21 protein-coding genes are annotated in these 24,913 nt (G+C 64.4%); 5 read left to right on the top strand and 16 right to left on the bottom strand.

The window, feature by feature from the left end:
- From BMYO_RS12220 to aroC, 4 genes are all read right to left on the bottom strand, one after another.
- Nucleotides 1-443, bottom strand: a 443-nt coding sequence (locus tag BMYO_RS12220) for a helix-turn-helix domain-containing protein (RefSeq protein ID WP_143249159.1), incomplete at its 3' end; no start/stop codon positions are given.
- 513 nt (nt 444-956) lie between these two features.
- Entirely contained in the window at nt 957-1,415 is a 459-nt protein-coding gene (gene aroQ, locus BMYO_RS09240; RefSeq protein WP_094668188.1) for a type II 3-dehydroquinate dehydratase, read from the bottom strand.
- A 325-nt stretch (nt 1,416-1,740) separates the two neighbouring features.
- Nucleotides 1,741-3,387: a bifunctional shikimate kinase/3-dehydroquinate synthase gene (locus tag BMYO_RS09235; protein WP_094668187.1), complete on the bottom strand. Its 1,647-nt coding sequence runs from the start codon at nt 3,385-3,387 to the stop codon at nt 1,741-1,743.
- Nucleotides 3,387-4,574: a chorismate synthase gene (gene aroC / locus BMYO_RS09230; protein ID WP_094668186.1), complete on the bottom strand. Its 1,188-nt coding sequence runs from the start codon at nt 4,572-4,574 to the stop codon at nt 3,387-3,389. Before aroC ends, BMYO_RS09235 begins: the two co-directional genes overlap by 1 nt.
- Nucleotides 4,575-4,623: 49 nt before the next feature.
- Here aroC and BMYO_RS09225 point away from each other — a divergent pair, with 49 nt between their 5' ends.
- The gene (locus tag BMYO_RS09225) at nt 4,624-5,103 is read left to right on the top strand and encodes a prepilin peptidase (RefSeq protein ID WP_094668185.1); all 480 of its coding nucleotides are present in this window, start codon (nt 4,624-4,626) and stop codon (nt 5,101-5,103) included.
- 59 nt (nt 5,104-5,162) lie between these two features.
- Here the strand turns inward: BMYO_RS09225 and mltG are convergent, their stop codons facing one another.
- The 8 genes from mltG to BMYO_RS09185 all read right to left on the bottom strand — a co-directional run bounded on the left by mltG (nt 5,163) and on the right by BMYO_RS09185 (nt 15,317).
- Nucleotides 5,163-6,356 carry an endolytic transglycosylase MltG gene (gene mltG / locus BMYO_RS09220; RefSeq protein WP_094668184.1) on the bottom strand — a complete coding sequence of 398 codons (1,194 nt, stop codon included), beginning with the start codon at nt 6,354-6,356 and terminating at the stop codon, nt 5,163-5,165.
- A 12-nt stretch (nt 6,357-6,368) separates the two neighbouring features.
- Entirely contained in the window at nt 6,369-6,854 is a 486-nt protein-coding gene (gene ruvX, locus BMYO_RS09215) for a Holliday junction resolvase RuvX (protein WP_094668183.1), read from the bottom strand.
- 9 nt (nt 6,855-6,863) lie between these two features.
- On the bottom strand, nt 6,864-9,545 hold the full coding sequence (alaS, locus tag BMYO_RS09210; protein ID WP_094668182.1) for an alanine--tRNA ligase: 2,682 nt from the start codon (nt 9,543-9,545) through the stop codon (nt 6,864-6,866).
- A 206-nt stretch (nt 9,546-9,751) separates the two neighbouring features.
- Nucleotides 9,752-9,988 (bottom strand): hypothetical protein, encoded by a 237-nt coding sequence (locus BMYO_RS09205; RefSeq protein ID WP_094668181.1) that lies wholly within the window; start codon nt 9,986-9,988, stop codon nt 9,752-9,754.
- Nucleotides 9,988-10,398, bottom strand: a complete 411-nt coding sequence (locus BMYO_RS09200) for a DUF948 domain-containing protein (RefSeq protein WP_094668180.1) — start codon at nt 10,396-10,398, stop codon at nt 9,988-9,990. Before BMYO_RS09200 ends, BMYO_RS09205 begins: the two co-directional genes overlap by 1 nt.
- A 250-nt stretch (nt 10,399-10,648) precedes the next feature.
- Nucleotides 10,649-11,323, bottom strand: coding sequence for a histidine phosphatase family protein (locus BMYO_RS09195; protein WP_094668179.1), 675 nt, complete (start codon nt 11,321-11,323; stop codon nt 10,649-10,651).
- 129 nt (nt 11,324-11,452) lie between these two features.
- The gene (gene rpsD / locus BMYO_RS09190; protein ID WP_094668178.1) at nt 11,453-12,079 is read right to left on the bottom strand and encodes a 30S ribosomal protein S4; all 627 of its coding nucleotides are present in this window, start codon (nt 12,077-12,079) and stop codon (nt 11,453-11,455) included.
- Nucleotides 12,080-12,551: 472 nt separating this feature from the next.
- A complete protein-coding gene (locus BMYO_RS09185; RefSeq protein WP_094668177.1) occupies nt 12,552-15,317 on the bottom strand; it encodes an ATP-dependent helicase in 2,766 nt (921 codons plus the stop codon).
- Between the two features lie 228 nt (nt 15,318-15,545).
- On the opposite strand from BMYO_RS09185, the gene BMYO_RS09180 reads away from it, so the two are divergent.
- The 3 genes from BMYO_RS09180 to BMYO_RS09165 all read left to right on the top strand — a co-directional run bounded on the left by BMYO_RS09180 (nt 15,546) and on the right by BMYO_RS09165 (nt 19,467).
- Nucleotides 15,546-16,127, top strand: a complete 582-nt coding sequence (locus BMYO_RS09180; protein ID WP_094668176.1) for a xanthine phosphoribosyltransferase — start codon at nt 15,546-15,548, stop codon at nt 16,125-16,127.
- Between the two features lie 142 nt (nt 16,128-16,269).
- Complete coding sequence (locus BMYO_RS09175) at nt 16,270-17,586, top strand: nucleobase:cation symporter-2 family protein (protein ID WP_094668190.1); 1,317 nt, start codon at nt 16,270-16,272, stop codon at nt 17,584-17,586.
- A gap of 843 nt (nt 17,587-18,429) precedes the next feature.
- On the top strand, nt 18,430-19,467 hold the full coding sequence (locus tag BMYO_RS09165; protein WP_094668174.1) for a cobalt transporter: 1,038 nt from the start codon (nt 18,430-18,432) through the stop codon (nt 19,465-19,467).
- Nucleotides 19,468-19,503: 36 nt separating this feature from the next.
- On the opposite strand, the gene BMYO_RS09160 is transcribed toward BMYO_RS09165, so the two are convergent.
- Entirely contained in the window at nt 19,504-19,824 is a 321-nt protein-coding gene (locus BMYO_RS09160; protein WP_094668173.1) for a hypothetical protein, read from the bottom strand.
- A 415-nt stretch (nt 19,825-20,239) separates the two neighbouring features.
- Here BMYO_RS09160 and BMYO_RS09155 point away from each other — a divergent pair, with 415 nt between their 5' ends.
- Nucleotides 20,240-21,697 carry an ATP-binding protein gene (locus tag BMYO_RS09155; RefSeq protein WP_094668189.1) on the top strand — a complete coding sequence of 486 codons (1,458 nt, stop codon included), beginning with the start codon at nt 20,240-20,242 and terminating at the stop codon, nt 21,695-21,697.
- Nucleotides 21,698-21,735: 38 nt separating this feature from the next.
- Here the strand turns inward: BMYO_RS09155 and BMYO_RS09150 are convergent, their stop codons facing one another.
- The 3 genes from BMYO_RS09150 to BMYO_RS09140 form a co-directional block, all read right to left on the bottom strand.
- Nucleotides 21,736-23,250 (bottom strand): ABC transporter permease, encoded by a 1,515-nt coding sequence (locus BMYO_RS09150; protein ID WP_094668172.1) that lies wholly within the window; start codon nt 23,248-23,250, stop codon nt 21,736-21,738.
- On the bottom strand, nt 23,237-24,493 hold the full coding sequence (locus BMYO_RS09145) for an ABC transporter permease (protein ID WP_094668171.1): 1,257 nt from the start codon (nt 24,491-24,493) through the stop codon (nt 23,237-23,239). The genes BMYO_RS09150 and BMYO_RS09145 overlap by 14 nt, the downstream gene beginning before the upstream one ends.
- A 38-nt stretch (nt 24,494-24,531) precedes the next feature.
- A partial coding sequence (locus BMYO_RS09140) for an ATP-binding protein DrrA1-3 family domain-containing protein (protein WP_143249158.1) occupies nt 24,532-24,913 on the bottom strand: 382 nt, incomplete at its 5' end.

Raw genomic sequence — 24,913 nt, 5'->3', positions numbered from 1 at the left:
GCCCTGAGCCGGCCGGCGACCCTGCGGGCGATCTGGCCGGCGGTCCTCCACGCCACGTGCAGGAACCCGCTCACGGTCTTCTGGTTGGCGACGGTCATCAGCCACGCGCACTCCGCCTCGAAGTCCCGCGTGAACCGGCTTCCCGGCTCCGCCCACGGCACGGACGCGACCACCACGCCGCACTTCGGGCAGTCCACCCTGGGCATCATGGCGACCAGTTCGACCCGCCAGCATCCGAAATCCTGATGGCGCCATCGGCGCACGCCGCCGCCACGGTCATAGCCACGACGCTTCCGCCCGCACCTCGAGCACCTGAGCATGCCCGCACGCGGACGCACCCGCACCTCGAGCACGGGTTCGGGGCGCATGGGACCATCGACGATGCAGACGTTCTCGACGACCATGCCTTTGACGTTGAGGAGCTGTTTGAATATGCTGTTCATCAGGCGCTTTTCGGTTGTGTTTTTCTTGGTCGATGAACATCCTAACCAAAAAGCGCTCTTCTCTTACCGGTTCAACGCCTCACCGGCAAACAACCACCCACGAAAACAGCAATAGCGCCAGATTTGATAGATGTCAATCGCTTAATCGGCAAACTTCTTGGTGCTGGAGTTCCAAGACTCCGATGAACGGCGTCTCCAGTGAAACGGTACTTTCCCCCAAAACAAGGCAATACTTTGGGGAAAAGTACCATTAACCGATGCTCAGTGGTACTTTCCCCCAAAATTGATCGCAATTCTGGGGGAAAGTACCGGATAATCAATCTCAGCGGTACTTTTCTCCAAGGTATTGGACGGATTTGGGGAAAAGTACCTCGCACGAGAGAGGCGTACACGTGCAGTCACACGTCACGCAGTTGCGCATCACACAGATTCACGTCACGCAGCCACGCGCAACTCACCGATGGATAACCGCAACGACGCGAAACGACCCGATCAGCAACGGGAGATGCCGAATCAGTTGTTGATAAGGTGGGCGATGGCCTCGAGCGCCAGTTTGTAGCCGTAGAAGCCGAGACCCGTGATGGTGCCGGTGGCGACCGGGGAGATCACGGAGCGCTTGCGGAACTCGTCGCGGGCCGAGGGGTTGGAGATGTGGACCTCCATCAGCGGCAGGCCCGCGTCGCCGACCATGTGGGCCGCATCGGACAGCGCATACGAATAGTGGGTGAAGGCCGCAGGGTTCATCACCACCGGCGTCTTCTCATCGGCGGCCTGATGCATCCAATGCACCATCTCGGCCTCGTCGTCGGTCTGACGCACCTCGACGTCGAGGCCCAGTTCAGCGCCCCACTGCGCGCATAGGCGACGCAGTTCCTCGAGATCCTGACGGCCGTAGACATCGGGCTGACGCACGCCGAGACGTCCGAGATTCGGGCCGTTGACGACGATGACCTTGGTGGATTCGGTGGACATGATGTTCTCTCCCTCCGCCCTTTCGGGGCATCTCCCTCGGCAGAGGGAGACGGTACTGATTACGACTGGTGGTGGTCTGCTGCCAGCCATGGCCAAGACCATAGCCGGCAGCAGGCCAAAAATCGTCCTTCTCGCGGCGAGACGAACGAAACGGATTACTCAATGCTCTGTAATGATCTGTGATGATCGTTCATATTCCAATGACATCCCAATGACGCCGATGCCATCGATTAGCGACATGAAACGATAATGCGGAACCATAATGCGGAACGATGAGGGCGAAGCGCGATGTGGCCGTGACATAGCCGCATCAGCGCCGCCTCCCTCACTGCTGGATGCGGCGGAACGCCTCCTCGACGGCATCGGCCGGCGGGTTGTCCAGATGAACCATATGACCCGGGCCACCGTCGAGTACCACGAAACGCAGCATGTTGCCGCGTGCCTTCTTGTCGCGGTGCATCAGGGCGAGCACCTCGTCGAACGAGCCACCGTTCCACGAGGTCGGCAATCCAAGCGAACCCAGCAGGGAACGATGGTAATCGACCAGATTCTGATCGATATAGCCCAGAATATGGGCGAGTTCGGCCGCATACACCATGCCCACGGCCACCGCATTGCCATGACGCCAGCGGAAATGCTCGAGCTTCTCGATGGCGTGGCCCAACGTGTGACCGTAGTTGAGGAACTCGCGCAGCCCCTTCTCCTTGAGGTCGGAGGAGACATGGTACGCCTTGACGGTGACCGTGCGCTCGATGAGTTCGGCCACCACGTCCTCCAGCGGCGTGCCGAGGAACGAGGAGCCGTCGAAGCCACGCAACTCATCCGCGTGGGACTCGAGAATCGAGAGGATTTCGGAGTCGCGGATGAAGCCGGACTTGGCCACCTCGCCCAATCCCTCGATGAAGATGTCGTTGGGCAGCGTGACCAATGCGCGCATGTCCGCCAGTACGCCGGCTGGCGTGTAGAACGAGCCCACAAGGTTCTTGCCTTGCGGCGTGTTGATGCCGGTCTTGCCGCCGGTGGAGGCATCCACCATGGCCAGCAGCGAGGTCGGGCAGTTCACATATCGCACGCCACGCATCCATGTGGCGGCCACAAAACCGGCCAGATCGGTGGCAGCGCCGCCGCCCACGCCCACTACGGCGTCGGAGCGGGTGAAGCCTTCCTCACCAAGACGCTCCCAGATGCCGTTGGCCACGTTGATGGTCTTGCCCGGCTCGGCGTCCGGAATGAGAATCTCGGAGACCTCGTACCCGCCTTGCCGCAGCAGGGCACGGGCGCGATCCGAATGGCGCTGCACCGGCTGGGTGTGGATGAGCGCAATCTTGTGCGGTTTGGGCCCCAGCACTTCGACCAGATGGCCCATCGTGCCTTCACCGATGGCCACGTCATATGGCTCGATGGTGGCCCCCGTGACATGCACCGTTCGCTGTGCGACCATATCAATCACCTTCTTGGCGGCACCCTGCGGGGTGAGCCCGCGGGTATGCACATGGACGTTGGCGACCCGGCGGAATACCGGATCGCGCTCTTTGAACAGCTTCTTCCAACGCGCGTTGGCGTCCCCGTTGAGCATGGGCCGGCCGCCGCCCCGATTGGCGCGTTCCATGGCCTCGGCCGGATCGGCGTCGAGGTAGACCACGCGCCCGCCGCGGGCGATGTAGTCCGCCAAGGCGTCCTGCGTCGAGGGGGTCATCGGCGCGCCTCCGCCAAGGGAGAAGACGCCCTCGAAATCCTCTAGGAAGTCGGCGATGAGGTCGGCTTCAACACGGCGGAACGCCGGCTCGCCGTAGCGTTCGAAGTACTGCGGGATCTTCATGCCGACCTCGCGCTCGATCTCCAAATCAGCGTCGGCGAACGGCACATGAATCATGTGGGCCACTTCCTTGCCCACACGGGTCTTACCTGCGCCCATCATGCCGATGATGACGGCATGCGGACGGCGGGCGCGGCGGGATTTGTATGCGTTCATCAGCGCATGTGCTCCGGCCAGGAGGCGAGGTAGGACTCGAGATTGCGGTGCGTCTCCGCCACGCTGTCGCCGCCGAACTTATCGAGCGCAACCTGGGCGAGCGTCAGACGTACCATGGCCTCCGCCACTACAGCGGCGGCCGGCACGGCGGTCGAATCGGAACGCTGGTTGATGGCCTTGGTCGCCTCGCCGGTGAGCACGTCCACGGTGCGCAGGGCCTTGGGGATGGAGGGAATCGGCTTCATGGCACCGCGCACGCGAATCACCTCGCCGTTGGACATGCCTCCTTCGATGCCGCCAGCACGGTTGGACAGACGGTCGATGCGGCCGTCGGCGTTGACCACGATTTCATCGTGCGCCTGGGAGCCGGGACGTGCGGCCTCGCGGAAGCCATCGCCAATCTCCACGCCCTTGAACGCCTGAATGCCCATGATGGCGCCGGCCAGCGCCGCGTCCAGACGACGGTCGGACTCCACGTAGGTGCCGATGCCGGCGGGCACGCCGTATGCCAGCACCTCCACGACGCCGCCGAGCGTGTCGGCCGCGCGCTTGGCCTCGTCGATGCGTTCGATGATGCGCTGCTCGCCTTCCTTATCCAGCGTGCGCACGGGCGAGGCGTCCAGCGCCTCGACGTCATCCGGGGTGGGCAGCGGCAGGTCGGGGTTCGTCTCCACACCGCCCAGCGCCACCACATGGGACACGGTTCGGATGCCGAACGTCTGCTCGAGGAACTGGGCGGCTACCGCGCCCAACGCCACGCGGGATGCGGTTTCGCGCGCGCTGGAACGTTCCAGCACCGGGCGCGCGTCATCGAAGCCATACTTGCGCATGCCGGTCAGATCGGCGTGGCCCGGACGCGGACGGCTCAGCGGCGCGTTGCGTCCCTCGGCGGGCAGTTCATGGTCAAGTGCGTCGGCGCTCATCACCTCGGTCCACTTGGGCCATTCGGTGTTCGCGATCTCGATGGCCACCGGGGAACCGAGCGTGTACCCGTGACGCACGCCGGTGAGCAGTCGCACCTTGTCCTGCTCGAACTTCATGCGCGCCCCGCGTCCGTATCCGAGACGACGACGGGCGAGAGCCGAGACGATGTCGTCCGTGCTGATGCGGACCCCGGCCGGAAGCCCCTCGATCATGGCCACCAAGGCCTCTCCGTGCGACTCCCCTGCCGTCTGCCAGCGCAACATATGTTTCCCCTTGTTTCATCGGTTGAATACTAGGGGTTAATGTTAAGCCATGCCATACCTGTTCACGCTGCCCGGTCTGCTATGTGGGCTCGCGCTGTCCATCGAAGACGTCAGGCACCGCCGCGTGCCGATGGCCTGGGTCGCGGCGGGCGCGCTCGTCCAGATCGCCGCCGATTTCGGCTATGGGGTGATGACCAATGATCTGTTCGTCCTGCTGCAGGCGCTGCTGTTCACCGTGCTGTGCTGTCTCATTCAGCTTGCGTTGGCGCTCATCGTACCGAAATCGCTGGGATTCGGCGATGTGACCGCTCTGATTCCGATGGGACTGGCCGTAGGACTACTCGGACTGTGGTCCGTGGTGGTCTGGTGGTTGGCAATGGGCGTCGCCGGCGTCGTCTGGATTGTCGCATGGACGCGGTTCAATCCACAGCGGGACACGGCCCATGCCGGCAAGGTGCCGTATGTCCCGGCGATCCTGACGGGCGCGGTCGTGACGGTCATCATGACCGCCGTGTCCGTGCTGATGTGACTTGACGCAGCCGCTGACTTGGAAGTCCGCCGGCATGTCAGTCCTGATTCAGTCCTGATTCAGTCCTGATGATCGGCCTGCCACTGGCGCAGTTCCGCGACGTTCTTGTCGTGCTCCTCGGCGGTGGTGGCGAACTTGGTCTCGCCGGTGTCGAGGTTCACGGTGCAGAAGTACAGCCAGTCGCCCTCCTCGGGCTCCATGGCGGCCTTGATTGCCGAATCACCCGGATTGCTGATCGGGGTGGGCGGCAACCCGGAGATTTTGTAGGTGTTGTACGGGTTGGAGTCGTCCTGCGTCATGGCCGTGGTCACCTGGGCGGGCTTCACGTTGTTGCCGTACGCCACAGTGGAGTCCATGCCAAGCGTCATGCCCTGCTCCAGCCGGTTCTCGATCACGCGGGTCACCTTCGCGTAGTAATCGGCCTTGTTGACCTCCGCCTCGGCGATGGAGGCGATGATCATGACACGTTCGCGCTCCTTGCCGCTGGGCACGCCCAGATCATCGAGTTTGGCGATGCGCTTGTCGACCATGGCCTTGAGCACATCCTTGGCGCTCGTCATGCTCTTGACGTTATAGGTGCCCGGCTCGAACCATCCCTCGAAGCTGCCGCCGGCCTCGGTGGGCAGGATGCCCTTGCCCTTGTCGTCCACCAGCTTGTCGAACTCGGACTTGTCGATGCCCGAGAGCTTGGCCGCCGCCTCGATCACGTCGTTGGCCCGCTCACCGGGACGGACCTCGAGGAAGCCCGACGCCTGCTTGGAATCGGACAGCACATCGACCACATCCGTGGCGGCCATGTGCTTCTTCAGGGTGAAGGTGCCGGGATACAGGGTGATATCGTTCGCACCGACCACGGAGGTGAACGCCGCGGCCGACTTGATGACGTCAGCCTCGACCAGGTTCTGCGCCACTTCCGCGGCACTTTGCCCGTCGTCCACGGTGAATTCGACTTCGCCATAGCCGGGGCCGGGATAATCGGCGACGTTGGCCGTCGTGGATTGGCTGCGGCTGTCCCGCCAGGCCATGAGCTTGGTGAAGCCGAAGTATCCGCCGCCCGCAATCAACGCGACGACGACGATGGCGATGATGATGCCGCTGAAGCGCTTACGTTGCCGTTGGGCACGACGCTGGCGCATCTCCTTGCGGGATTTCGGCGGACGGGGAGGTTCGGAGGCATTACCGGCTGGAGCGGCGGTTCCATGTTCCACCCAATGCGTGTTCTCATCGAAGAAATCGTGGAAATCGTCGGACATAAAACCGGTACCTCACTGTTCCCTTGCACGGTCGAGCGCCGTCTGCAAAATCACCACTGCCGACTGCTGGTCAACTACCGGCCTGTGCCTGTTCGAGGAGCGCTGCGCCTCGAACAACTGACGATGTGCGCTGACTGTTGTCAGTCTTTCGTCTATCAATGATACCCGCGGAATCGCAAGCGCGCCCTCGGAGGGCTCGGATGAATCCCACTCCCCCGCCTCCGGTCCGAACTCAGCGATCAGCCGCTTTTCAAGGTTGGACGCCCATCGGCGCGCCTTTTTGGCGCTTTTGCCTTCGGTGCCGTCCATATTCAGCGGCAGGCCAACGACGACGTGGGTCACCTGCTCATCCTCGATGATGTTCAGCACCTCGTCGATGGCGAAGAAGTAGTCGCCGGCAACGTGAATGTTCCCGGCGGGGTATGCGAAGGTAAGCTCCGGGTCGGACAGAGCCAGTCCGACCCGAGCATTACCCAAATCGACGCCTAACCAGACCACGGGCGACTCTCAGGCCTTCAGCGCCTCGTGCTTCAGAGCCTCGAGCGCCTCGTCGATCTTGGTCGCGTCGGCGCCGCCACCCTGGGCGAAGTCCGGCTTGCCGCCGCCACCGCCGCCGAGGATCTTGGACGCGCCGCGCACGAGGTCGCCGGCCTTGATGCCGGCCTTGCGGGCGGCCTCGTTGGTGGCCACGGCGACCATCGGCTTGTCGTCTTCGGACACGCCGGCGAGGGCCACCACGACCGGGGCGTCCTCACCGAGCTGGCCGCGCACGTCGAGCACGGTCTTACGCAGGGCGTCGAAGGAACCGAAGTGGCCCACGTTCTTGACGGCGGCCTTGACCGGGGCGTCGGAGGCCTTGGCGTCGGCCACGAGGGCCGGCATGGCGGCGGCCAGCTGGGCCTCATACATGGCGGCGAGACGACGATCGGATTCCTTGAGCTTGGCGAGCAGCGTGTTGACGCGCTCGGCCAGCTCGTCCGGACGGGCGTTGAGCTTGTCGGACAGCTGGGAGACCAGCGCATGCTCACGGGCATTGAAGTCGTAGGCGCCCTGGCCGACGACGGCGTCCACACGACGCACGCCCTGGCCGATGGAGGCCTCAGAGAGGATGTTGACCATGCCGATCTTGCCGACGTGGTCCACGTGGGTGCCGCCGCACAGCTCGCGGCTCCAGCCGTCCTCACCGATGGAGACCACGCGCACGATGTCGCCGTACTTCTCGCCGAACAGGTGCATGGCACCCAGGGCGATGGCGTCGTCGAACTTCATCTCCTTGGTGGTGACGGCGAGGTTGTCGCGCAGCTTGTCGTTGACGCGCTCCTCGACGGCGCTGATCACGGACTTCGCCGGGGCCTTGGACCACTGGAAGTCGAAGCGCAGACGGTTCGGGGCGTCCTCGGAACCACGCTGGGTGGCCTGCGGGCCGAGCTCCTCGCGCAGCGCCTTGTGCACCATGTGCGTGGCGGTGTGGGAGCGGGCGATGGCGCCACGGCGGGCCAGGTCGATGTTGGCGTTGACCTCGGCACCCACGACCAGCGTGCCCTCGGTCAGACGGCACTGGTGCACGATGAGGTCCTTGATCGGCTTCTGCACGTCGTCCACCTCGAGCACGGCGCCGTCGTCGGACAGGATCTCGCCCTGATCGGCGAGCTGGCCGCCGGCCTCCGCGTAGAACGGGGTGCGGTCGAGGATGACCTCGATGTTGGCCGGTCCGGTGACGGCCGGCACGGAGCCCTTGCCCTCCTGCATGATGCCGATCACCTTGGCGCGGGCCGACATGTCGGTGTAGCCGAGGAAGTCAATGGGCTTGACGAGGGTCTTCTTGAAGTCGTCGTAGACGGACAGGTCCACGTTGTGACGCTTCTTCAGGGCGTCGGCGCGGGCGCGGGACTTCTGCTCGGCCATGAGCTCGCGGAACTTGGCCTCATCCACCTTGACGCCCTGCTCAGCGGCCATCTCGAGGGTCAGCTCGATCGGGAAGCCGTAGGTATCGTGCAGCTTGAAGGCATCCTCACCGGTCACGGTCGGCTCGGAAGAATCCTCCTTGGCCTTGTTGACGGCCACGTCGAGAATCGTGGTGCCGGTCTCGAGGGTGCGGCGGAAGGCGTCCTCCTCGCCGTACGCGGACTCGCTCACCTCGTGGAAGGTGTCGTTGAGCTCCGGGTAGCTGGGCTCCATGGCGGCCTTGGAGGTCGGGAAGAGGGTGGGCAGCACCGGATCGGTCACGCCGAGCATGCGCATCGAGCGCACGGTGCGGCGCAGCAGGCGGCGCAGCACGTAGCCGCGGCCCACGTTGGAGGGGCGCACGCCGTCGGACATGATCATCAAAGCGGAGCGCACATGGTCGGCCACGACGCGGAAGCGCACGTCGGCCTCCGCATCCTCGCCATACTTGAGGCCGGAAAGCTGCTCGGCGGCCTCAATGACCGGGAAGACCTCGTCGGTCTCGTAGATGTTGTTCTTGCCCTGCATCAGGTAGGCGAGACGCTCCAAGCCGGCGCCGGTATCGATGTTCTTGTTCTCGAGCTCGCCGACGATGTGCAGGTCGGTCTTAGACTTGACGTTGTCCACCTCGTAGTTCTCGAACACGAGGTCCCAGATCTCGATGTAGCGGTTCTCGTCGGCGATCGGGCCGCCCTCCTTGCCGAACTCGGGGCCGCGGTCCACGTAGATTTCGGAGCAGGGGCCGCCGGGGCCGGGGCCACCGGTGGTCCAGAAGTTGTCCTCCATACCCATCTTCTGGATGTGCTCGGGGTCGACGCCCTCGTTCACCCACAGGGAGCGGGCCTCGTCATCGTCGGTGAAGGTGGTCATCCAGAGCTTCTCCGGGTCGAAGCCGTAGCCGCCTTCGCTCTGCGGGGTGGTCAGCAGCTCCCAAGCGTAGTGGATGGCCTCCTCCTTGAAGTAGTCGCCGAAGGAGAAGTTGCCGAGCATCTGGAAGAAGGTGCCGTGACGGGTGGTCTTGCCCACCTCGTCGATGTCCAGCGTGCGCACGCACTTCTGGTTGGAGGCCATGCGATGCTTCGGCGGGGTCTGCTCGCCCATGAGGTACGGAATGAACGGCACCATGCCGGCGATGGTGAACAGCGTGGTGGGGTTCGGGGAAATCAGTGATGCCGAGGGCACGACCAGATGGTCATGCTTGGCGAAATAGTCGAGATATCGCTTGGCGATGTCCGCAGTGCGCATGGGCGGATGAACTCCTTGTTGGTGTTGTGGGCGCGTAGACGCCCCTGTCTGATGGGAAAAGTCGGTTGTGGCCGAAAGGGCCTGCTGTTCGACGCTCGTCCGCTTTCATGGGCGGGCGCGGGATGTGAGGTTCACGATGAAGTTTGCGTGAGTCTCACGCGCGCGCCGGCCGGAATCGGACAATCATCGAACGGCGTCGAAGGACGTCAGTCGGCGCGCTCGATGTACTGGCGATTGAGCTCGGCCTCACGCGCCCGGCGGGTGGCGTTGAACTCGTCGACCAGCCCGGCGAGCGTCCTCAACGGCACGTTGTCCTGATCAGGGCCGAGCAGGAACTGGCGCGCCTTGTCGGGCGTATTGGCCCTGACGTAGGCCTGCGCCTTGGTGACCGCGACAACGCCGATGGCCACGCCCACGCCGATCCAGAAGATGCGTTTGAACATCACGCCTCCTTCTTCGTGCCGGCGGCTTCGGATGCCGTCTCGGCGGCACCGTTCGCGCGGCCGGCGACGAAGGACTGGGCCGTGGACTTGAGCGCGTAGACGGCGGATGCCACCTTGATGACGGGCTTGCCCAGGAAGGAGCCGTACAGGTCGGTGAGCGCGCCCACGTTGTTGGCCGTGGTCGAGGCCGCCGCGGAGATGCGGTTGACGTCCTCAAGCGACTTGTTGACCTGCTTGACGGTGGTCACGCCCTCATCGAGCGCCGGGATGGCATGCTCACCCGAGTCCTTGACGGTCTGCGAGATCTGGTCGAACATCTTGCCCAGCCTGATCAGCGGATAGATCATGAAACCGGCCAACACCGCAAACGCGATGGCCGCAATCAGGCCAGCGATCTCCCCGACTCCCATTCTTACCTCCTTGAGGTCACATTTACTCGGATAAGGGTAGCACTCCTGCCCTATTTCCTCATGTCGATCCATCCGCACGGCCCGAAAACCTGTGCCGCGAAGATGTCTGCAGACCATTTCCGACCGTCGGGCCGACCGCCGCTGCCGGCGTTGGTCGAGGTCGTGCCGGCAAGGCGCGCCGGCGACCGGTTCGGGGGCATCCCAGCCGCCATTCCAGACGCCGGTTCCAGCAGCCGGTCCGAAGGCCGGTTCAGCGGCCGTACGAGACGATGGTGACCGCCTGGTCGAACGGCTTGTCGGTGTCGAAATCGAGCACGGTGACCGAGCCGTTGGCGGGGCGCTCGCTCAGGTCCAGATCAGGGCCGCCGAAGCGGTGGGCGAGGCTGAGCAGCGTGTTGCCATGTGAGATCTGCAGCACGTCGTCGCCGTCGTTGAGGGCCGGATTGGAGGCGATGAGCCGGAAGGCCCCCTCCACGCGAGTCCAATATTCCTCATCCGATTCCGCATCGTGGAATGGGTCGGCTTCCTTGAGGAAGTCGCGCGACGCGGCGAGGCCGTACCGCTCGACGATCTGGTTGTAGGACTTGACGCCGTGGGGCGCACCGGCGGCGTACCAGGCCATGGCCATGTCGAGGCCCTCGAAGTATCCGTAGAACTGCTCGCGGAAATGCATGTCGCTGACGAGCGTCGGACGGGCGTTGCCGGCCTGCTCGTTGATGTCGAGAATCGTTTCGGCGGTCTGCTGGGCGCGCGTGGTGTCGGAGCAGTAGGCGGCCGCGAAGGTCAGTCCCTTGAGCCTGTCTCCGGCTTTGGCGGCATCGGCAAGGCCGGATTCGGTCAGCGGCGAGTTGGACCACCCCTGCAGGCGGTTGTACCGGTTGAAGTAGGTCTGCCCGTGGCGGACCAGATGCAAGTGCAGAATCATGTCTCCATGCTACCCGCCGATATGGCGAATCCGAGGCATCGAGACGCCCGAAACGCAGGAACCCCGCGCTTTGGGGCGCGGGGTTCGAGCGGTATGTCCTGGAATTGTTATTGACCAGAGGGGCCCGGATCAGCGGGCGTAGAATTCGACCACGTACTGGATGTTGACCTGCACCGGGATCTGCTCGACCTCCGGCTTGCGGGTCAGGGTGGCCTTCAGGGACGGCAGGTTCACGTCGAGGTAGCCGGGGACCGCGGGCAGCACGTCACGGTGCACGCCCTCGGCGGCGATCTGGAACGGAACCATCGTCTGGCTCTTCGGCTTCACCTGAATGGTCTGGCCGGGCTTGACGCGGTAGGACGGGCGGTCCACGATGTTGCCATCGACGAGGATGTGACGGTGCACCACGAACTGACGGGCCTGGGCGGTGGTACGGGCGAAGCCGGAACGCAGGACCAGGTTGTCGAGACGGGTCTCGAGGTCGATCAGCATGGCGTTACCGGTCTGGCCGGCGACACGGGTGCCCTTTTCGTAGGCGCTGCGAAGCTGCTTCTCGGACACGCCGTACTGGGCGCGCAGACGCTGCTTCTCGCGCAGACGCACCGCGTAATCGGACTCGGTGCGACGACGGGTGCGGCCGTGCTCACCAGGAGCGTACGGACGCTTTTCGAAGATGCGCTGAGCCTTGGGGGTCAGTGCGATGCCGAGGGCGCGGGAAAGACGCACCTGACGGCGAGAACGCTGAACGTTCGTCATTGGATTATTCCTTCTGTCGTTATCTGAACGGAACGGCCGATATCCGTGAGGATTCGGACGCTGAGCCGGGCCTCTCCAACGCTTCCTCGTGATTGCTCACGAACGACCGACGATGCTGTGATCGCCCGCCGCCGACCCGTTGATGGGCTATGGCTCCAGACGGCATCCACCTTGCGGCAGACACCAAGTACATGAGTTTACACCCAGACCATGGACAGCAGGTCCCACCCGCGCCGTGGCCCGCCGCGAAGGCTCCCATCGAGGAGCTCGCTAGAGCTTTTCAATAGCCGAGTCGTAAAGCGGACAGTCCAGTGGACTGACCGTAGGCGAGGTGAGCGGCACCGCCGCGAAGGCGCCTATTGAAGAGCTCGCTAGAGCTTCTCAATAGCCGAGCCGTCAAACGGACAGTCCGGTGGACTGACCGTAGGCGAGGTGAGCGGCGCCGCCGCGAAGGCTCCCATTGAGAAGCGCGCTAGAGCTTCTCAATGGGAGCAACCCTGAGCATCAAGCGCTTGACGCCGGCCGAGCCGAAGTCGACGGTAATCACGGAGTTGCGCCCCTTGTCCTGCGCGTCGGTCACCTTGCCCAAGCCGTACTGGTCATGGCTGATCATGTCGCCCACATGGAAGTCGGCGATGTTGAGCCCGTTGTCCTTGGCCAGTGCCGAACTGGGCACGGCCTTGCCGGACGCGCCGGCGGATTTCGGCGTGGTGCGGCGGGTCGTCACCTTGCCGCCTCGGGTGTGTCCGTAGGAATCGGACGAACCGGACCGGTACCCGTAGGAGGACGAACCGGACCGGTACCCGTAGGAGGACGAGCCGGAACCGTATGAGCGCGACCGCGAACCGGAGCGAGAACCCGACGAGGAACCCGAACGCGACCCATAGGAGGAACCGGAACCGAACGAGGCGTGCGAGCCGAATTCGGATGAGCCGTATGAGCCGGAACCGTGGGACGAGCCGTACCGAGATTTCGTCCCGGAGCCCCCGTAGGAACCTCCATAGGACCCACCGTACGAACCGCCATAGGACGAGCCGGAACCGCGCCCGCCGAACGTCGAGGACCCGCCAAACGACGTTCCACCGAAGTCGTCGTCATCCCAGCCGCCAAGGTCGTCGGCGAATCCGTCATTCCATTCGCCGCGCATGCGCTCCACACCGGCCTCGCGGCGCTTCCAGTCGATAAGGTTCTCGGGAATCTCATCGAGGAACTGGCTGGGCATCATATCGGCGGCCTGTCCCCATTGCGAACGCACGGCGGCCCGCGTGACGTACAGGCGACGCTTGGCGCGTGTGATGCCCACATACGCCAGACGTCGCTCCTCCTGCAGCTCCGTGGTGTCCTCCATGGAGCGCGAATGCGGGAACGTGCCCTGTTCCATACCGGTGAGGAACACCACCGGGTATTCGAGGCCCTTGGCGGTGTGCAGGGTCATGAGGGTCACCTTGCCGGAATCTTCCTGCTCGCCGGGCAGCTGGTCGGAGTCGGCCACGAGCGCCGTGGTCTCGAGGAACGCGGAGAGCGTGGCGTCCGGCGTGTTCTGCTCGAATTCGGCGGCCGTGGACTGCAGCTGCGAGAGGTTTTCGAGACGGGAGGCGTCCTGCGGGTCCACGGACTTCTCGAGCTCGGCCCGGAGCCCCGACTTCTCGAGCACTTCGGCCACGATTTCGCTGGGTTTGGAGTCGTGGGCGCGGGTGAACTGCGAGAGCGCACCCATCAGGTCGCGGAAAGCCTTGAGCTGGTTGGCGGTGCGGGTGGGCACGTTCTCGATCTCGTCCAGATGCATGAGCGCGTAGAAGAAGCTGGCGCCGCGTTCGCGGGCGAAGGCGAGCAGGATGCCCTCGGCGCGATCGCCCAGTCCCCGCTTGGGCACGTTGAGGATGCGGCGCAGGTTCACGTCGTCATCCGGGTTGACGAGCGCCTGCAGATAGGCCAGCGCATCCTTGATCTCGCGCCGCTCGTAGAACTTGGTGCCGCCGACCAGCTGGTACGGCAGTCCTGCGTTGATGAGCGCCTCCTCCAGCGAACGCGACTGCGCGTTGGCGCGGTACATGATCGCCATGTCCGAATAGGCGATGGATTCCTCGGCGTGCAGGCGGGCAATCTCGCCGGCCACCCACTGGGCCTCCTGCTGCGCGTTGTCGGCCGCGTAACCCACGATCGGCTCGCCCTTGCCGAGTGCGGTCCACAGTTTCTTGGGTTTGCGGCCCTCGTTGTTGCTGATCACGGCGTTCGCCGCATCCAGAATGGTCTGCGTGGAGCGGTAATTCTGTTCGAGCATGATGGTCTTGGCCGACGGGAAATCCTGCTCGAAGTCCTGGATGTTGCGAATGTCGGCGCCACGGAAGGCGTAGATGGACTGGTCGGAGTCACCCACCACGGTAATCCAGGCCGGGCCGGACTTGCCGGCGTTCGGCGCCCCCGGCACCGGTCGCTCCCCCGAGTCCACGCCGGCGAGCTCGCGCACGAGCACGTACTGGGCGTGGTTGGTGTCCTGATACTCGTCCACGAGGATGTAGCGGAACCGGTGATGGTAGTAGTCGGCGACGGCCGGATCGGACCGCAGCAGTTCGACGGTCCGTCCGATGAGGTCATCGAAATCCACGGCGTTGGCCAGGGCCAGTCGATGCTCGTACTCGGCGTAGATCACCGCGTAGATGGCTTCGAGATCACCCACGGTGCCGAACTGGTAGCCGCGCTGGCCGGGGGTGAAGTCCGGCGCGTGCAGAGCGAGGTATTCCTTCCAGCCGGTCAGATTGTTCTTGAGGTCGGAGATGTGGCCCAGGATCGAGCGCGGCGTGTAGCGCTTGACGTCGAGGTTGAACTCCGTGGCGATGATTTTGACCAATCGCTCGGAATCGGCGGAATCGTAGATGGAGAACCCGGACTTCAGGCCGATGGACTTGCCGTCGCGCCGAAGGATTCTCACACAGGCGGAATGGAAGGTGGAGACCCACATGCGTTGGGCCACGGGCCCGATGAGCGAGGCGAGGCGCTCGCGCATCTCGGCGGCGGCCTTGTTGGTGAACGTGATGGCCAGAACCTGGCTGGGCCACGCGCCGAACTGGCTCAGAATCCACGCGATACGGCGGGTGAGCACACGGGTCTTGCCGGAGCCCGCGCCCGCGCCGATGAGCAGCGCCTGGCCGCGGTACTGCACGGCTTCGGACTGTTGCGGATTGAGGTCGCCCACCAGTTCCTGGGCGCTGCGCGCTATGACTTCCGGCTCCTCGACCACTGCTTCCTCCCTGATGTCCCTCGAATATCCTGAATTTTCTGCCGATAATCCTGATTGCGGTCACCTGCGGCAGCCCCGCCGACGATTGCGGCATGTGCCGCCGACCGCCGAAACCTGCCGCCGACTTGCCGCCGACCGTCTCCAGTGCGACATTCATATCTACCATATGCGCCGGTCAGCGTAAGCTGGTTTGCCATATCCCACATGCACATTCAAGGAGGTAATCCATTGCGGGAACTTGAGGAGCGAATCCAGGCCGAAGGCACAGTCAAACCGGGCAACGTGCTCAAGGTGGACGCATTCCTGAACCACCAGTGCGACGTGCGCCTGTTCGACCACATGGGCGCGGCCTGGGCCGAGCACTTCGCGGGCAAGACCATCACCAAGATCCTCACCATCGAAGCCTCGGGCATCGGCATCGCCTGCTGCGCGGCCCGCCACTTCGGCGACGTGCCGGTGGTGTTCGCCAAGAAGGCGCAGTCCATCAACCTCGACGGCGACCAGTACACCACCACCGTCTACTCCTTCACCAAGCAGAAGGAGTTCCCGGTGATTGTCTCCAAAAAGTACCTGAATCCGGGCGACCATGTGCTCCTCATCGACGACTTCCTGGCCAACGGCAAGGCTCTGCGTGGTCTGATCGAGCTATGCGGGGAGGCCGGCGCGATTGTGGAGGGCATCGGCATCGCGGTGGAAAAGGGCTTCCAGGGCGGCGGCGACCAGCTGCGCGCCGACGGCTACGACGTGGATTCACTGGCCATCGTGGAGTCCATGGACCCGGAAACCGGCACCATCGTATTCCGTCACTGAGCCGGTGCCCCGGCATGCCCGGGTGGGGCGTGAGTCGCACGGTTTCCGCCGATACGACATCAGGAGAAGAGAAGGAAAGAGAAGAGTTTTGAGCACAGAGCAAGAGAAGAAGCAGGACCACGCCAAGTCGGCGGGCATTTCGATGGAGGCGCTGACCTCGCTGGATGCGCCGGTCTCGTTCTGGAAGGGCATCCCGTTCGGCCTGCAGCACGTCATGGCCATGTTCGTGGCGAATCTGGCCCCGATTTTCATCGTGGCCTCCGCCGCGAAGATGACCCCGGCGCAGTCGGCCACCGTGATTCAGGCCGGCCTGCTGGTGGCGGGTCTCGGCACCTGCCTGCAGCTGTACGGAGCGTGGCGCATCGGCTCCCGCCTGCCGATGGTCACCGGCATCTCCTTCACCTATGTGGCGGCCGCGGTGGCCATCTGCGCCGACAAAGGCTATGGCGCGGTAGTCGGCGCGGTGCTGGTCGGCGGTCTGCTTGAGCTGGTGCTGGGCCTGACCGCACAGTACTGGCGTCGCTTCGTGCCGCCGATCGTCTCGGCGATTGTGGTCACGTCCATCGGCTTCTCCCTGCTGAACGTGGGCGCCACCAGCTTCGGCGGTGGCTCCGGCGCGAAGGACTTCGGTTCGTGGGAGAACCTCACGCTCGGCCTGATCTCGCTGGTGGCGTGCCTGGCGTTCCAGCTGCTCATGAAGGGCACGCTGAAGCAGCTGTCCGTGCTGTTCGGCCTCGTGGTGGGCTACGTGGTGGCCGTCTGCATGGGCAAGGTCGATTTCTCCGGTTTCCAGGGCCTCGCCATCGTCTCCGTGCCGCAGTTCATGCCGTTCAAGCCGGTGTTCGATCCGGGCGCGATCATCTCGCTCGCGCTGCTCTATGTCGTCTCCTCGGTCGAGGTGCTCGGCGACACCGCCGCCCTGACCAAGGTGGGCCTCAACCGTCTGCCCACCGAGAAGGAGACCGCGGGCGCCATCGCCGGCGACGGTCTCATCTCCTCGGTCTCCGGCCTGTTCGGATGTCTGCCACTCACCTCGTTCGCGCAGAACATCGGCCTGGTGGCCATGACCAAGGTGGTCAACCGCAAGGTGATTCTCTCCGGTGGTCTGATTCTGATTCTGGCGAGCTTCGTACCGGCCATCGCGGAGGTGTTCAACTCACTGCCGCAGGCGGTGCTCGGCGGCTGCACGATCATGATGTTCGGCAACATCATCCTCTCCGGCTTCCAGATGATCGCCGAGGCTGGGTTCACGCAGCGCAACATCACCATCGCGGCACTTTCGCTGACCATCGGCATCGGCTTCACGCAGGTGAGCGACATCTTCGCGCACTTCCCGGCCCTGTTCCAGCAGATCTTCGCCTCGAACTGCATCGCCGTGGCCTTCGTCGTCGCCGTGATCCTCAACGCCGTCCTGCCCAGTGAGGAGCACTTCCTCGCTGCTCGCAGTGAGGAACAATAGACACTGGCTCGCTGCCCTAAGCGAGGAACAATAGACACAGTCTTGCTGCTCGCAACGAGGAACAATAGACACAGTCTTGCTGCTCGCAACGAGGAACAATAAGCACTGCCTCGCTGCTCGCAGCAAGGAGCAGCAAGCACCGGCCCGCCGCTCGCAACGAGGAACGATAAACGCAGGTTCCTTGCCCAAAACAAGGAAATATAAATTCTGCCCAGTATGGACCGCATCTGGTGAAAGTCGAACTGAAATACTTCAGATTCGATGATCGTCAGGTGCGGTTTCTCATATCAAGAGATTGCGGACTGCATTGCGACGATGAACCCATGCAGGACGCCGCCAACTTGATCCGGAAAGGTATAGGGGAATCCAACGAGGGCATTCCGCTTTGCGAGGGGTACATTCGCGGTGCTGCGGAGAGCTATCTGCGTTGCAAGGGGTACATCAATCAGAATAGCCCGGGTATCTGCATTGGAATTTCAACGTGCGTACCCGCGTTATCGTAGGTGAGGTACCCCTTGCAACGCAGATAGCTCTCCGCAGCACCGCGAATGTACCCCTCGCAAACGAGATACGAACGCGTTGTCCCGAAAACCGAATGGAGAGCATGGACACGTCGCCTCCGCGATGGGTGCACCCCAATCATTCCAGAGACGTATTGCGGGCATGGGGGATGTCATGAAGAATCGTGAGAGGATGACGGCCGAAATTCGTTTCAGATGCAGCGCGACATGCTGATCTGATGGATGCAGGCGGCGTATCGCGCTGCATCGGGGATGAGCGCCGACGACCGGCATGAACAGTCACGGAACAGTCAAAGATGCATGAACACGGAATGGAGACGCCATGGCACGACGTACGCGGTATGGGGCCCGACGCCGCCCGAATGACGGTCCGATTCTGGTGTCGGTGGCCGTAGGCGCCGCGCTGTTGATCGTAGCCGGAATGCTATTGCTGCCGAAGCTGTTCGGGCCGCGCGAATACGTGCGTTCCGCCGCCGACGCGTACTGCGCCGCCACGACCGCCGACGGGGTGCGGCACACACTGACCCCTGAACAGGCAAGCAACACCGCGCTCATCGCGAATATCGCCGTCAACAGGGGCCTGCCGGACCATGCGGCCACGGTGGCCATCGCGACCGCCATGCAGGAGTCTCGGCTGACGAATCTGGACTACGGCGATCTGGATTCCCTGGGCATGTTCCAGCAGCGTCCCAGCCAAGGGTGGGGCACGGCGGAGCAGGTGACCGACATGACGTATGCGACGAACATTTTCTATGATCATCTGCTCAAAGTGCCCGACTGGCAAACGATTCCGGTGGAGGATGCCGCGCAGGAGGTGCAACGCTCGGGCTACCCCGATTTGTATGCCAACTGGGACGCCATGGCACGCGCATGGGCGGCAGGGCTCACCGGCGAGCACGCGGCCGGCATCTCATGCGCGCTGGAACCCGCATCGTCTTCGGACGCGGACGGGCTGAAAACGGCGGTGCAGGCCGCGTTGCCGAATGTCGTCATCGCCGAGAATCCGTCGGGCTCCGGCAGGTCCGATAATGCAACAGCCACAACGGATTCCGCCGGGTCATCCTCATCCGCCGGCTCCGGGACGAGCGGCCTGTTCGGTTGGTTCGGCCAGTTCGGACGGCATGGCAGCGATGACAAGACCACCGCCCGCACGACATTAACTGTGACGTTGCCTTCCGGCCTTGACGAGGCCAGCCAGTCGCGCGCCTGCTGGCAGGCGGCGGGCTGGCTGGTCACCCATGCGCGCGAATACGGCATCGACGCGATTGGCGCCAACGGCATGAGCTGGAATCGCACCGACGGCGTCTGGACCGGCGACGAAACCGCCAATCAGAGCATCACCATCACTCTGGCCGGATAGAACCGGATAGCGCGAGGCCGGCTTCATCGCGGACGTCTAGCGCAGACGGGTCTCCTTGAGGGCCGACTTGACGGCGGCCTTGGTGATTGCGAATTGGAGATAGTAGGTCGCCACGGTCAGGGCCGCCATAGCCGCCAAGGTGACGGCACCGGCGATGACGTCCTCCTTGGAAAGGTTCTTGACCGGGCACTTGCCGCCCTTGCCGCACAGGCCGGGGTGGTGCTTGAGCGGGCAATGGGCCGCCTTGGCGCAGACCTCCTCCGTCGCGCTAGGCTGATCTTCCGCCGTGACGTCGTTGGCCCCGTCCTCATTGAACGTGAACGTATCGGTTTCATTGGTTTCATTGGTGTCGCTCATGATTACTCCCCTATCAATGGCATTTGACTGTTCCGGACGGCCACCGCGCCGCCGTATCCTCCATTATATCGACACGCCATGCGGTACATCCCGCATGAATTCTCGATGAATTGCAAGGCGCTTGGGAAGACTCCGCTCGCATCCACCTCGCCAGCTGCGGCACAATGGTGCCAACACGGGTTCTTCTGTCCCAAGGAGGCGCGCCATGACCGACGACATGCATCGCATTGACGGGCCCGCCGCGGCCGAAGAGCCGACCGGTAATCCGGCGGGCGCGCCGAACGGCCCGATCGCCCACGCACAGACCACTGACGCGGCCAGCCCGTCGGTCGTTCTTCCAATCGCCTCGCCCCTCGCCGCATCCGGCGACGACGCCGGCACCGAGCGCCATTCCATCGACGACTACACCGCGAAGATGACCGAGCTCATCGGCCTGATGCGTATGATCGGCAACGACACGCAGCAGTGCGAGGTCAAGGAATGCAAACGCCGCATCTCTTCGACCATCACGGACACGCTGTCCGCATTCTCCAACGGGTCGGGCGGCTGGATCATCCTCGGGCTTTCGGAACAGGCCGGATTCACGCCAGTCGATCATTTCGACGCGCGCGCCATGCAGGAGGCACTGAGTCAGGCCTGCGAGAAGATGACGCCGGTGGTGCGCCCGGTGATCGTCACCTGCCCGTTCGAGGGCGCGAATCTGGTGTTCGCCCGCATCGACGAGATGCTGCCGCGTGACAAGCCCTGCTTCACCACCGCACTCGGTCCCCACGGCGGTTCGTTCATCCGCACCGGCGACGGCGACCGGCGCATGACCGCCTACGAGGTGGACCGTCTCATCGAGGAGCATCTGCAGCCCACCTACGATCTCGACATCGTGCCGGGCGCCACCATCGACGACCTCGACCCCGCGCTGGTGGCCGGCCTGCTCGCCCGCGTGCGCGAACAGCATCCGCATGTGTTCGCCGGACGCAGCGACGCGGACACACTGCTGGACCTGCAGGTGCTCAGGCACGACGATTCGGACGAGACGCACGTCGGCGGGGTGCTGCGCCCCACATTGGCGGGATTGATGGCGTTGGGCCGGTATCCGCAGAAATACTATCCGCGGCTTGGCATCGCCATCGCCGTCTTCCCCGGCATCAGCCGCGACGATGTGTTCCGCGGCGACGAGCGTCTGGTGGCATCACGCTCAATCGTCGGGTCGATTCCGGTGATGGTCGAGGATGCGGTGGAGTCGCTGATGCGGTGGATCGGCGCGAAGAAGCCCGACTATCCGCCGGTGGCGCTGCGCGAGGCGATCGTGAATGCGCTCACCCACCGCGACTACTCCCCCGATGCGCGCGGCACACAGGTGCGCATCAACGTGTTTACCGACCGCATCGAAATCGCCAACCCCGGTGGCCTGTACGGTACGGTGACCCATGACGTGCTCGCCAATCCGCATCCGGTGACCGGCGTGCCGTTCGTCTCCACCAGAAACCAGTTCCTGTTCACACTGCTGGAGTCCACGCCCTACCCCGGCGGCGGGTTCGTGAACCCGGAGGGCGGTGACGGCTACCAGCGCATCGCGGCGGCCTTGCGCGAGGCCGGCATCGAGCCGGCGACCACGCGCAACGACGTGAGCACGTTCACGATGACGCTGACCCGGCATCGCACGGTGCGTAACAGTTCGCCCAGCGACGTGTCCAAGGCGATCATGACCGTGCTGGAACGTCATTCGGCGATGAGCATCAAGGAGATCATCCGCGAACTGCAGCTGACCCCGCTGGCCGCAACGTCCGGTATGCGCGAGCTCATACGTGAGGGTCGGGTCGCCAAGGTGCGATTCCAGGACGACCCGACCCAGCGGTACCGGTTGAAGGGGAACTAGTGGCCTGCGTCACTCACAGTTGAGCTTCAGCTCCTCCGTCAGGCGAGCTGGGTGGTGGCGGGGGCCACGGACACCGGGCGGGAGCGGCGGAGGCGTCCGACGGCCAGCCCCACGCAGAGGAATGCCACGCCGAACAACGCCACCAGACCGGTCGAGGCGGCCCAGCCTGCCACATCCACACCGCCGGCCGACGCCGTACCGATGCCGAGGGCATCGTCAACCGCCACGCAGTACCACCAGCCCGGCAGCATGCGACCGATGGCGAGCATCACCTCGGGCATCATGTCCAACGGGAGGGAGATGCCCGAGGTGAACATGATGAGCAGGCCGAACAGATTGGCGAACCCGTTGGCCATCACTTCGCTGAAGTCGCATTCGCCGAGCAGGAACCCGCAGGCCACGGTCATCAGCGCGTAGACGCAAGCCGAGGCCACCGTCATCGCCACGCCGACCGGAGACAGCCGTGAAAGGTCGAGCCCGGCGACCAGCATCAGCGCCAGCGTGGCCAGCAGGTAGGCGACCACCACGATCAGCGCGAACGCGCACAGGGCGGCCATGCGCTGCATGCCCATCACCGAGGAACGCTGCGGCGAGGCGAACAGGCGCCGCCTGGTCTCGCCCTCGTTGAACACGCCCAGCACCAGCGCCGTGCACACGGTCATGGCGAGGAACAGCGGATAGAGCGCGGTCTTCATCGTCGTGCCGAAGCCGCTCACGGCCGCATCCGTGGTGTCTACGGCATCGGCGCGGGCGTCGCTGTGGTCCACAGCGATTGCGGGGTTCGCGCCCTTGTCGCCGGCGACGTCCCGGACCTTTCCGGCGGCATCGGCCAGATCGTCCAAGGTGAGGCCCTTCAGCCGTCCCTCCGGCAACATATCGATGGTGACGCCCTGGTTCGCCCCGGCATCACCGGTCGCGCCGGACGAATCCGACAGCCCGGACGCACCCGACGCACCGGCGATGGAGGACCAATCGAACTCCTGCGCGCCGCTCCCGGCAACCGGTGAGCCACCCGACTGACCGTCGTCCGACCCGCCGTACTTCGCAATCCAATCCTCGTCGGTCACCGACACGTTTCCGCCGACCAACGCCGTGCGGGTCATGGACAGGAACCCGCTCACATTCATCGAAGCCATCGCGCCGGCGCCGGATACGTAGCTGGTCACGGTCTCGACGGCCGGGGCGGACCCGCCCGAGACGGCCGAGTCAATCAGCTTGTCGGCGTAGCCCTCCGGGATGATGACGATGAGGTCCACCCAGTGCGAGGCGACGGCCTGCTGCAGGGTTTCGCTCCGGTCCTCAAGCTCGGTCAGATCGTTGCCGTCGGCCAGATACGCGCGCATCGTCTCGGCGATATGCCCCCGGTTGCCGTCGCGGTCGATGACGGCCACCGTCGCACGGCCGGGTTCGTAGGTGTCGGCGCTGGCGTCCCGGGACCCGAACAGTTGGGCGCCGCTAATGGCGAACATCATGATGCCGATAAGCACGAGGTAGATGACGATGTACAACCGGTGCGCGACGAGTACGCGGACCGTAGCCTTACAGGTGTTCATAACGCTGCTCCTTCAGCATGACGACACCCACGGCGAGGAAGAGCGCGCTCATGGCGAGCAGGACCGCGCAGGTGACGAGGAACGGACGGTAGCTGTCGAAATAGAGGATGTCGTAGAACAGGTTGGCCACCTGCTGGGCGGGGTTGATGAGGGCGAGGACCGGCGCGTTGCGGGCGATCCAGTCGCTCAGGGCCATCGCGAACCCGCCGTACAGGCCGGAGAACAGCGACAACGTGCATGCGATCGCGCTGGTCAGGCCCATCTTGACGCTGTGAGGCAGCTTCGGGATCGCGCCGATCATCGTGCCGAACGCGCAGGCCATGAACGAGGCGACCGCAACGGCGAGCACGGCGGCCGGCTCGCGCCCGCCAAGCGCGATGCCGCACACGTACCGGATGTAGGCCAGGGCGATCAGCAGGCTCAGGCCGGAGCACAGCCAGCTGGCGAGGAATCCGGCCAGCAGCTGCCGGCCGCGTCCCAGCGGCGCGACCGTGCGGCGTATGCCCAGCGCGGACAGGTTCGCCTGGGCCGTGGTGACCGCGGAGATCGCATAGCCCATGGCCATCAGGCAGGCCATGCCGAGCATCGCGTAGAAGTACCGTGCCATGACATCCGGCTTGAAGTTCGTGAGCCTGATCTCGCGGGTCATGCCGGTGACGTCACCGAGCGACGACCAGAACACGCGACTGGTCGCCGCCTGCGGATTGCGTTCGATGGTTTCGCGGGTGACGGCGTCGGTCCGGTTGTACAGGTCGATCGCGCCGTCCAGTGCGGCGATGGCGATGGCCTCGGACGATGCCGAATCCATCGAGCCGGCCGCGCCGGACGCCACCTTGGAGGCGAGCGTGATCGTCAGGCGGCCGTTCCCGTCGGCGGCGATGTAGCCGTCCACGGTGCCGTCGGCGAGCGCCTTGCGCGCCTGATCGGTGGAGGCGACCGGCGTGGCCTCCACGAGCTTCGTGCCAAGGTCGTCAAGACCACCCGACTCCGAAGCCGACTGAGATGCGGACGTCGTGGAGTCGCCGGAAAGCGCGCCGACGAACGCCTTCGCGCCGGCCGAGCCGTCCAGACGCGCGTCCTCCACCACCGCCATCGGAATGGGCTTGAGCTCGTAGCCCTCGGCCAGATCGCCGAACATGCCGGTGAGCAGGGTGGCGAGCACGAGCGGGAACACGATGAGCCAGAACAGCGACGCCTTGTCGCGTACGTTCGACTTCAGCGTCATGACGAATGTGGACCACATGGTTGCCTCCTTTCGACGGGTTTCGACGGATTGCGCGGCTAGTCGCGCAGCGCCTTGCCGGTGAGCTCGAGGAAGACGTCGTTCAGGGTGGGCGGCCGGCTGGTCAGATGGCCTACGTTCGCGCCGGAGGCCCGCAGCACGCCGATCAGGTCCACCAGATTATGGTCGCCGCGGCGGCAGCGCACGTCGAGCTCGCGGCCGTCGTACGTGGCCTCGATGACGAAGCCGAGCCCGCGCACGGCGTCAAGCGTCTCGTCGGTCAGGTCGAGCGTCTCGATGGTGATGCGCTCGCCGGTGTCGATCATGGATTTGAGTTCGTCGGCGGTGCCGAGTGCGAGATGACGGCCGTGGTCCATGATGAGGATGCGGTCGCAGATCTGTTCGACCTCCTCCATGTAGTGGCTGGTGTAGATCACGGTG

Source organism: Bifidobacterium myosotis (assembly GCF_002259745.1).
GTDB lineage: Bacteria > Actinomycetota > Actinomycetes > Actinomycetales > Bifidobacteriaceae > Bifidobacterium > Bifidobacterium myosotis.
This window is presented reverse-complemented; position numbering and strand designations above follow the sequence as displayed.

Coding starts and splice junctions, on each gene's coding strand:
- aroQ (WP_094668188.1), bottom strand. CDS start 1,415: ATGTCCACCGAATCCACCAAGGTCATCGTCGTCAACGGCCCGAATCTC.
- BMYO_RS09235 (WP_094668187.1), bottom strand. CDS start 3,387: ATGAACGCATACAAATCCCGCCGCGCCCGCCGTCCGCATGCCGTCATC.
- aroC (WP_094668186.1), bottom strand. CDS start 4,574: ATGTTGCGCTGGCAGACGGCAGGGGAGTCGCACGGAGAGGCCTTGGTG.
- BMYO_RS09225 (WP_094668185.1), top strand. CDS start 4,624: ATGCCATACCTGTTCACGCTGCCCGGTCTGCTATGTGGGCTCGCGCTG.
- mltG (WP_094668184.1), bottom strand. CDS start 6,356: ATGTCCGACGATTTCCACGATTTCTTCGATGAGAACACGCATTGGGTG.
- alaS (WP_094668182.1), bottom strand. CDS start 9,545: ATGCGCACTGCGGACATCGCCAAGCGATATCTCGACTATTTCGCCAAG.
- BMYO_RS09205 (WP_094668181.1), bottom strand. CDS start 9,988: ATGTTCAAACGCATCTTCTGGATCGGCGTGGGCGTGGCCATCGGCGTT.
- BMYO_RS09200 (WP_094668180.1), bottom strand. CDS start 10,398: ATGGGAGTCGGGGAGATCGCTGGCCTGATTGCGGCCATCGCGTTTGCG.
- BMYO_RS09195 (WP_094668179.1), bottom strand. CDS start 11,323: ATGATTCTGCACTTGCATCTGGTCCGCCACGGGCAGACCTACTTCAAC.
- rpsD (WP_094668178.1), bottom strand. CDS start 12,079: ATGACGAACGTTCAGCGTTCTCGCCGTCAGGTGCGTCTTTCCCGCGCC.
- BMYO_RS09175 (WP_094668190.1), top strand. CDS start 16,270: ATGGAGGCGCTGACCTCGCTGGATGCGCCGGTCTCGTTCTGGAAGGGC.
- BMYO_RS09165 (WP_094668174.1), top strand. CDS start 18,430: ATGGCACGACGTACGCGGTATGGGGCCCGACGCCGCCCGAATGACGGT.
- BMYO_RS09160 (WP_094668173.1), bottom strand. CDS start 19,824: ATGAGCGACACCAATGAAACCAATGAAACCGATACGTTCACGTTCAAT.
- BMYO_RS09155 (WP_094668189.1), top strand. CDS start 20,240: ATGACCGAGCTCATCGGCCTGATGCGTATGATCGGCAACGACACGCAG.
- BMYO_RS09150 (WP_094668172.1), bottom strand. CDS start 23,250: ATGAACACCTGTAAGGCTACGGTCCGCGTACTCGTCGCGCACCGGTTG.
- BMYO_RS09145 (WP_094668171.1), bottom strand. CDS start 24,493: ATGTGGTCCACATTCGTCATGACGCTGAAGTCGAACGTACGCGACAAG.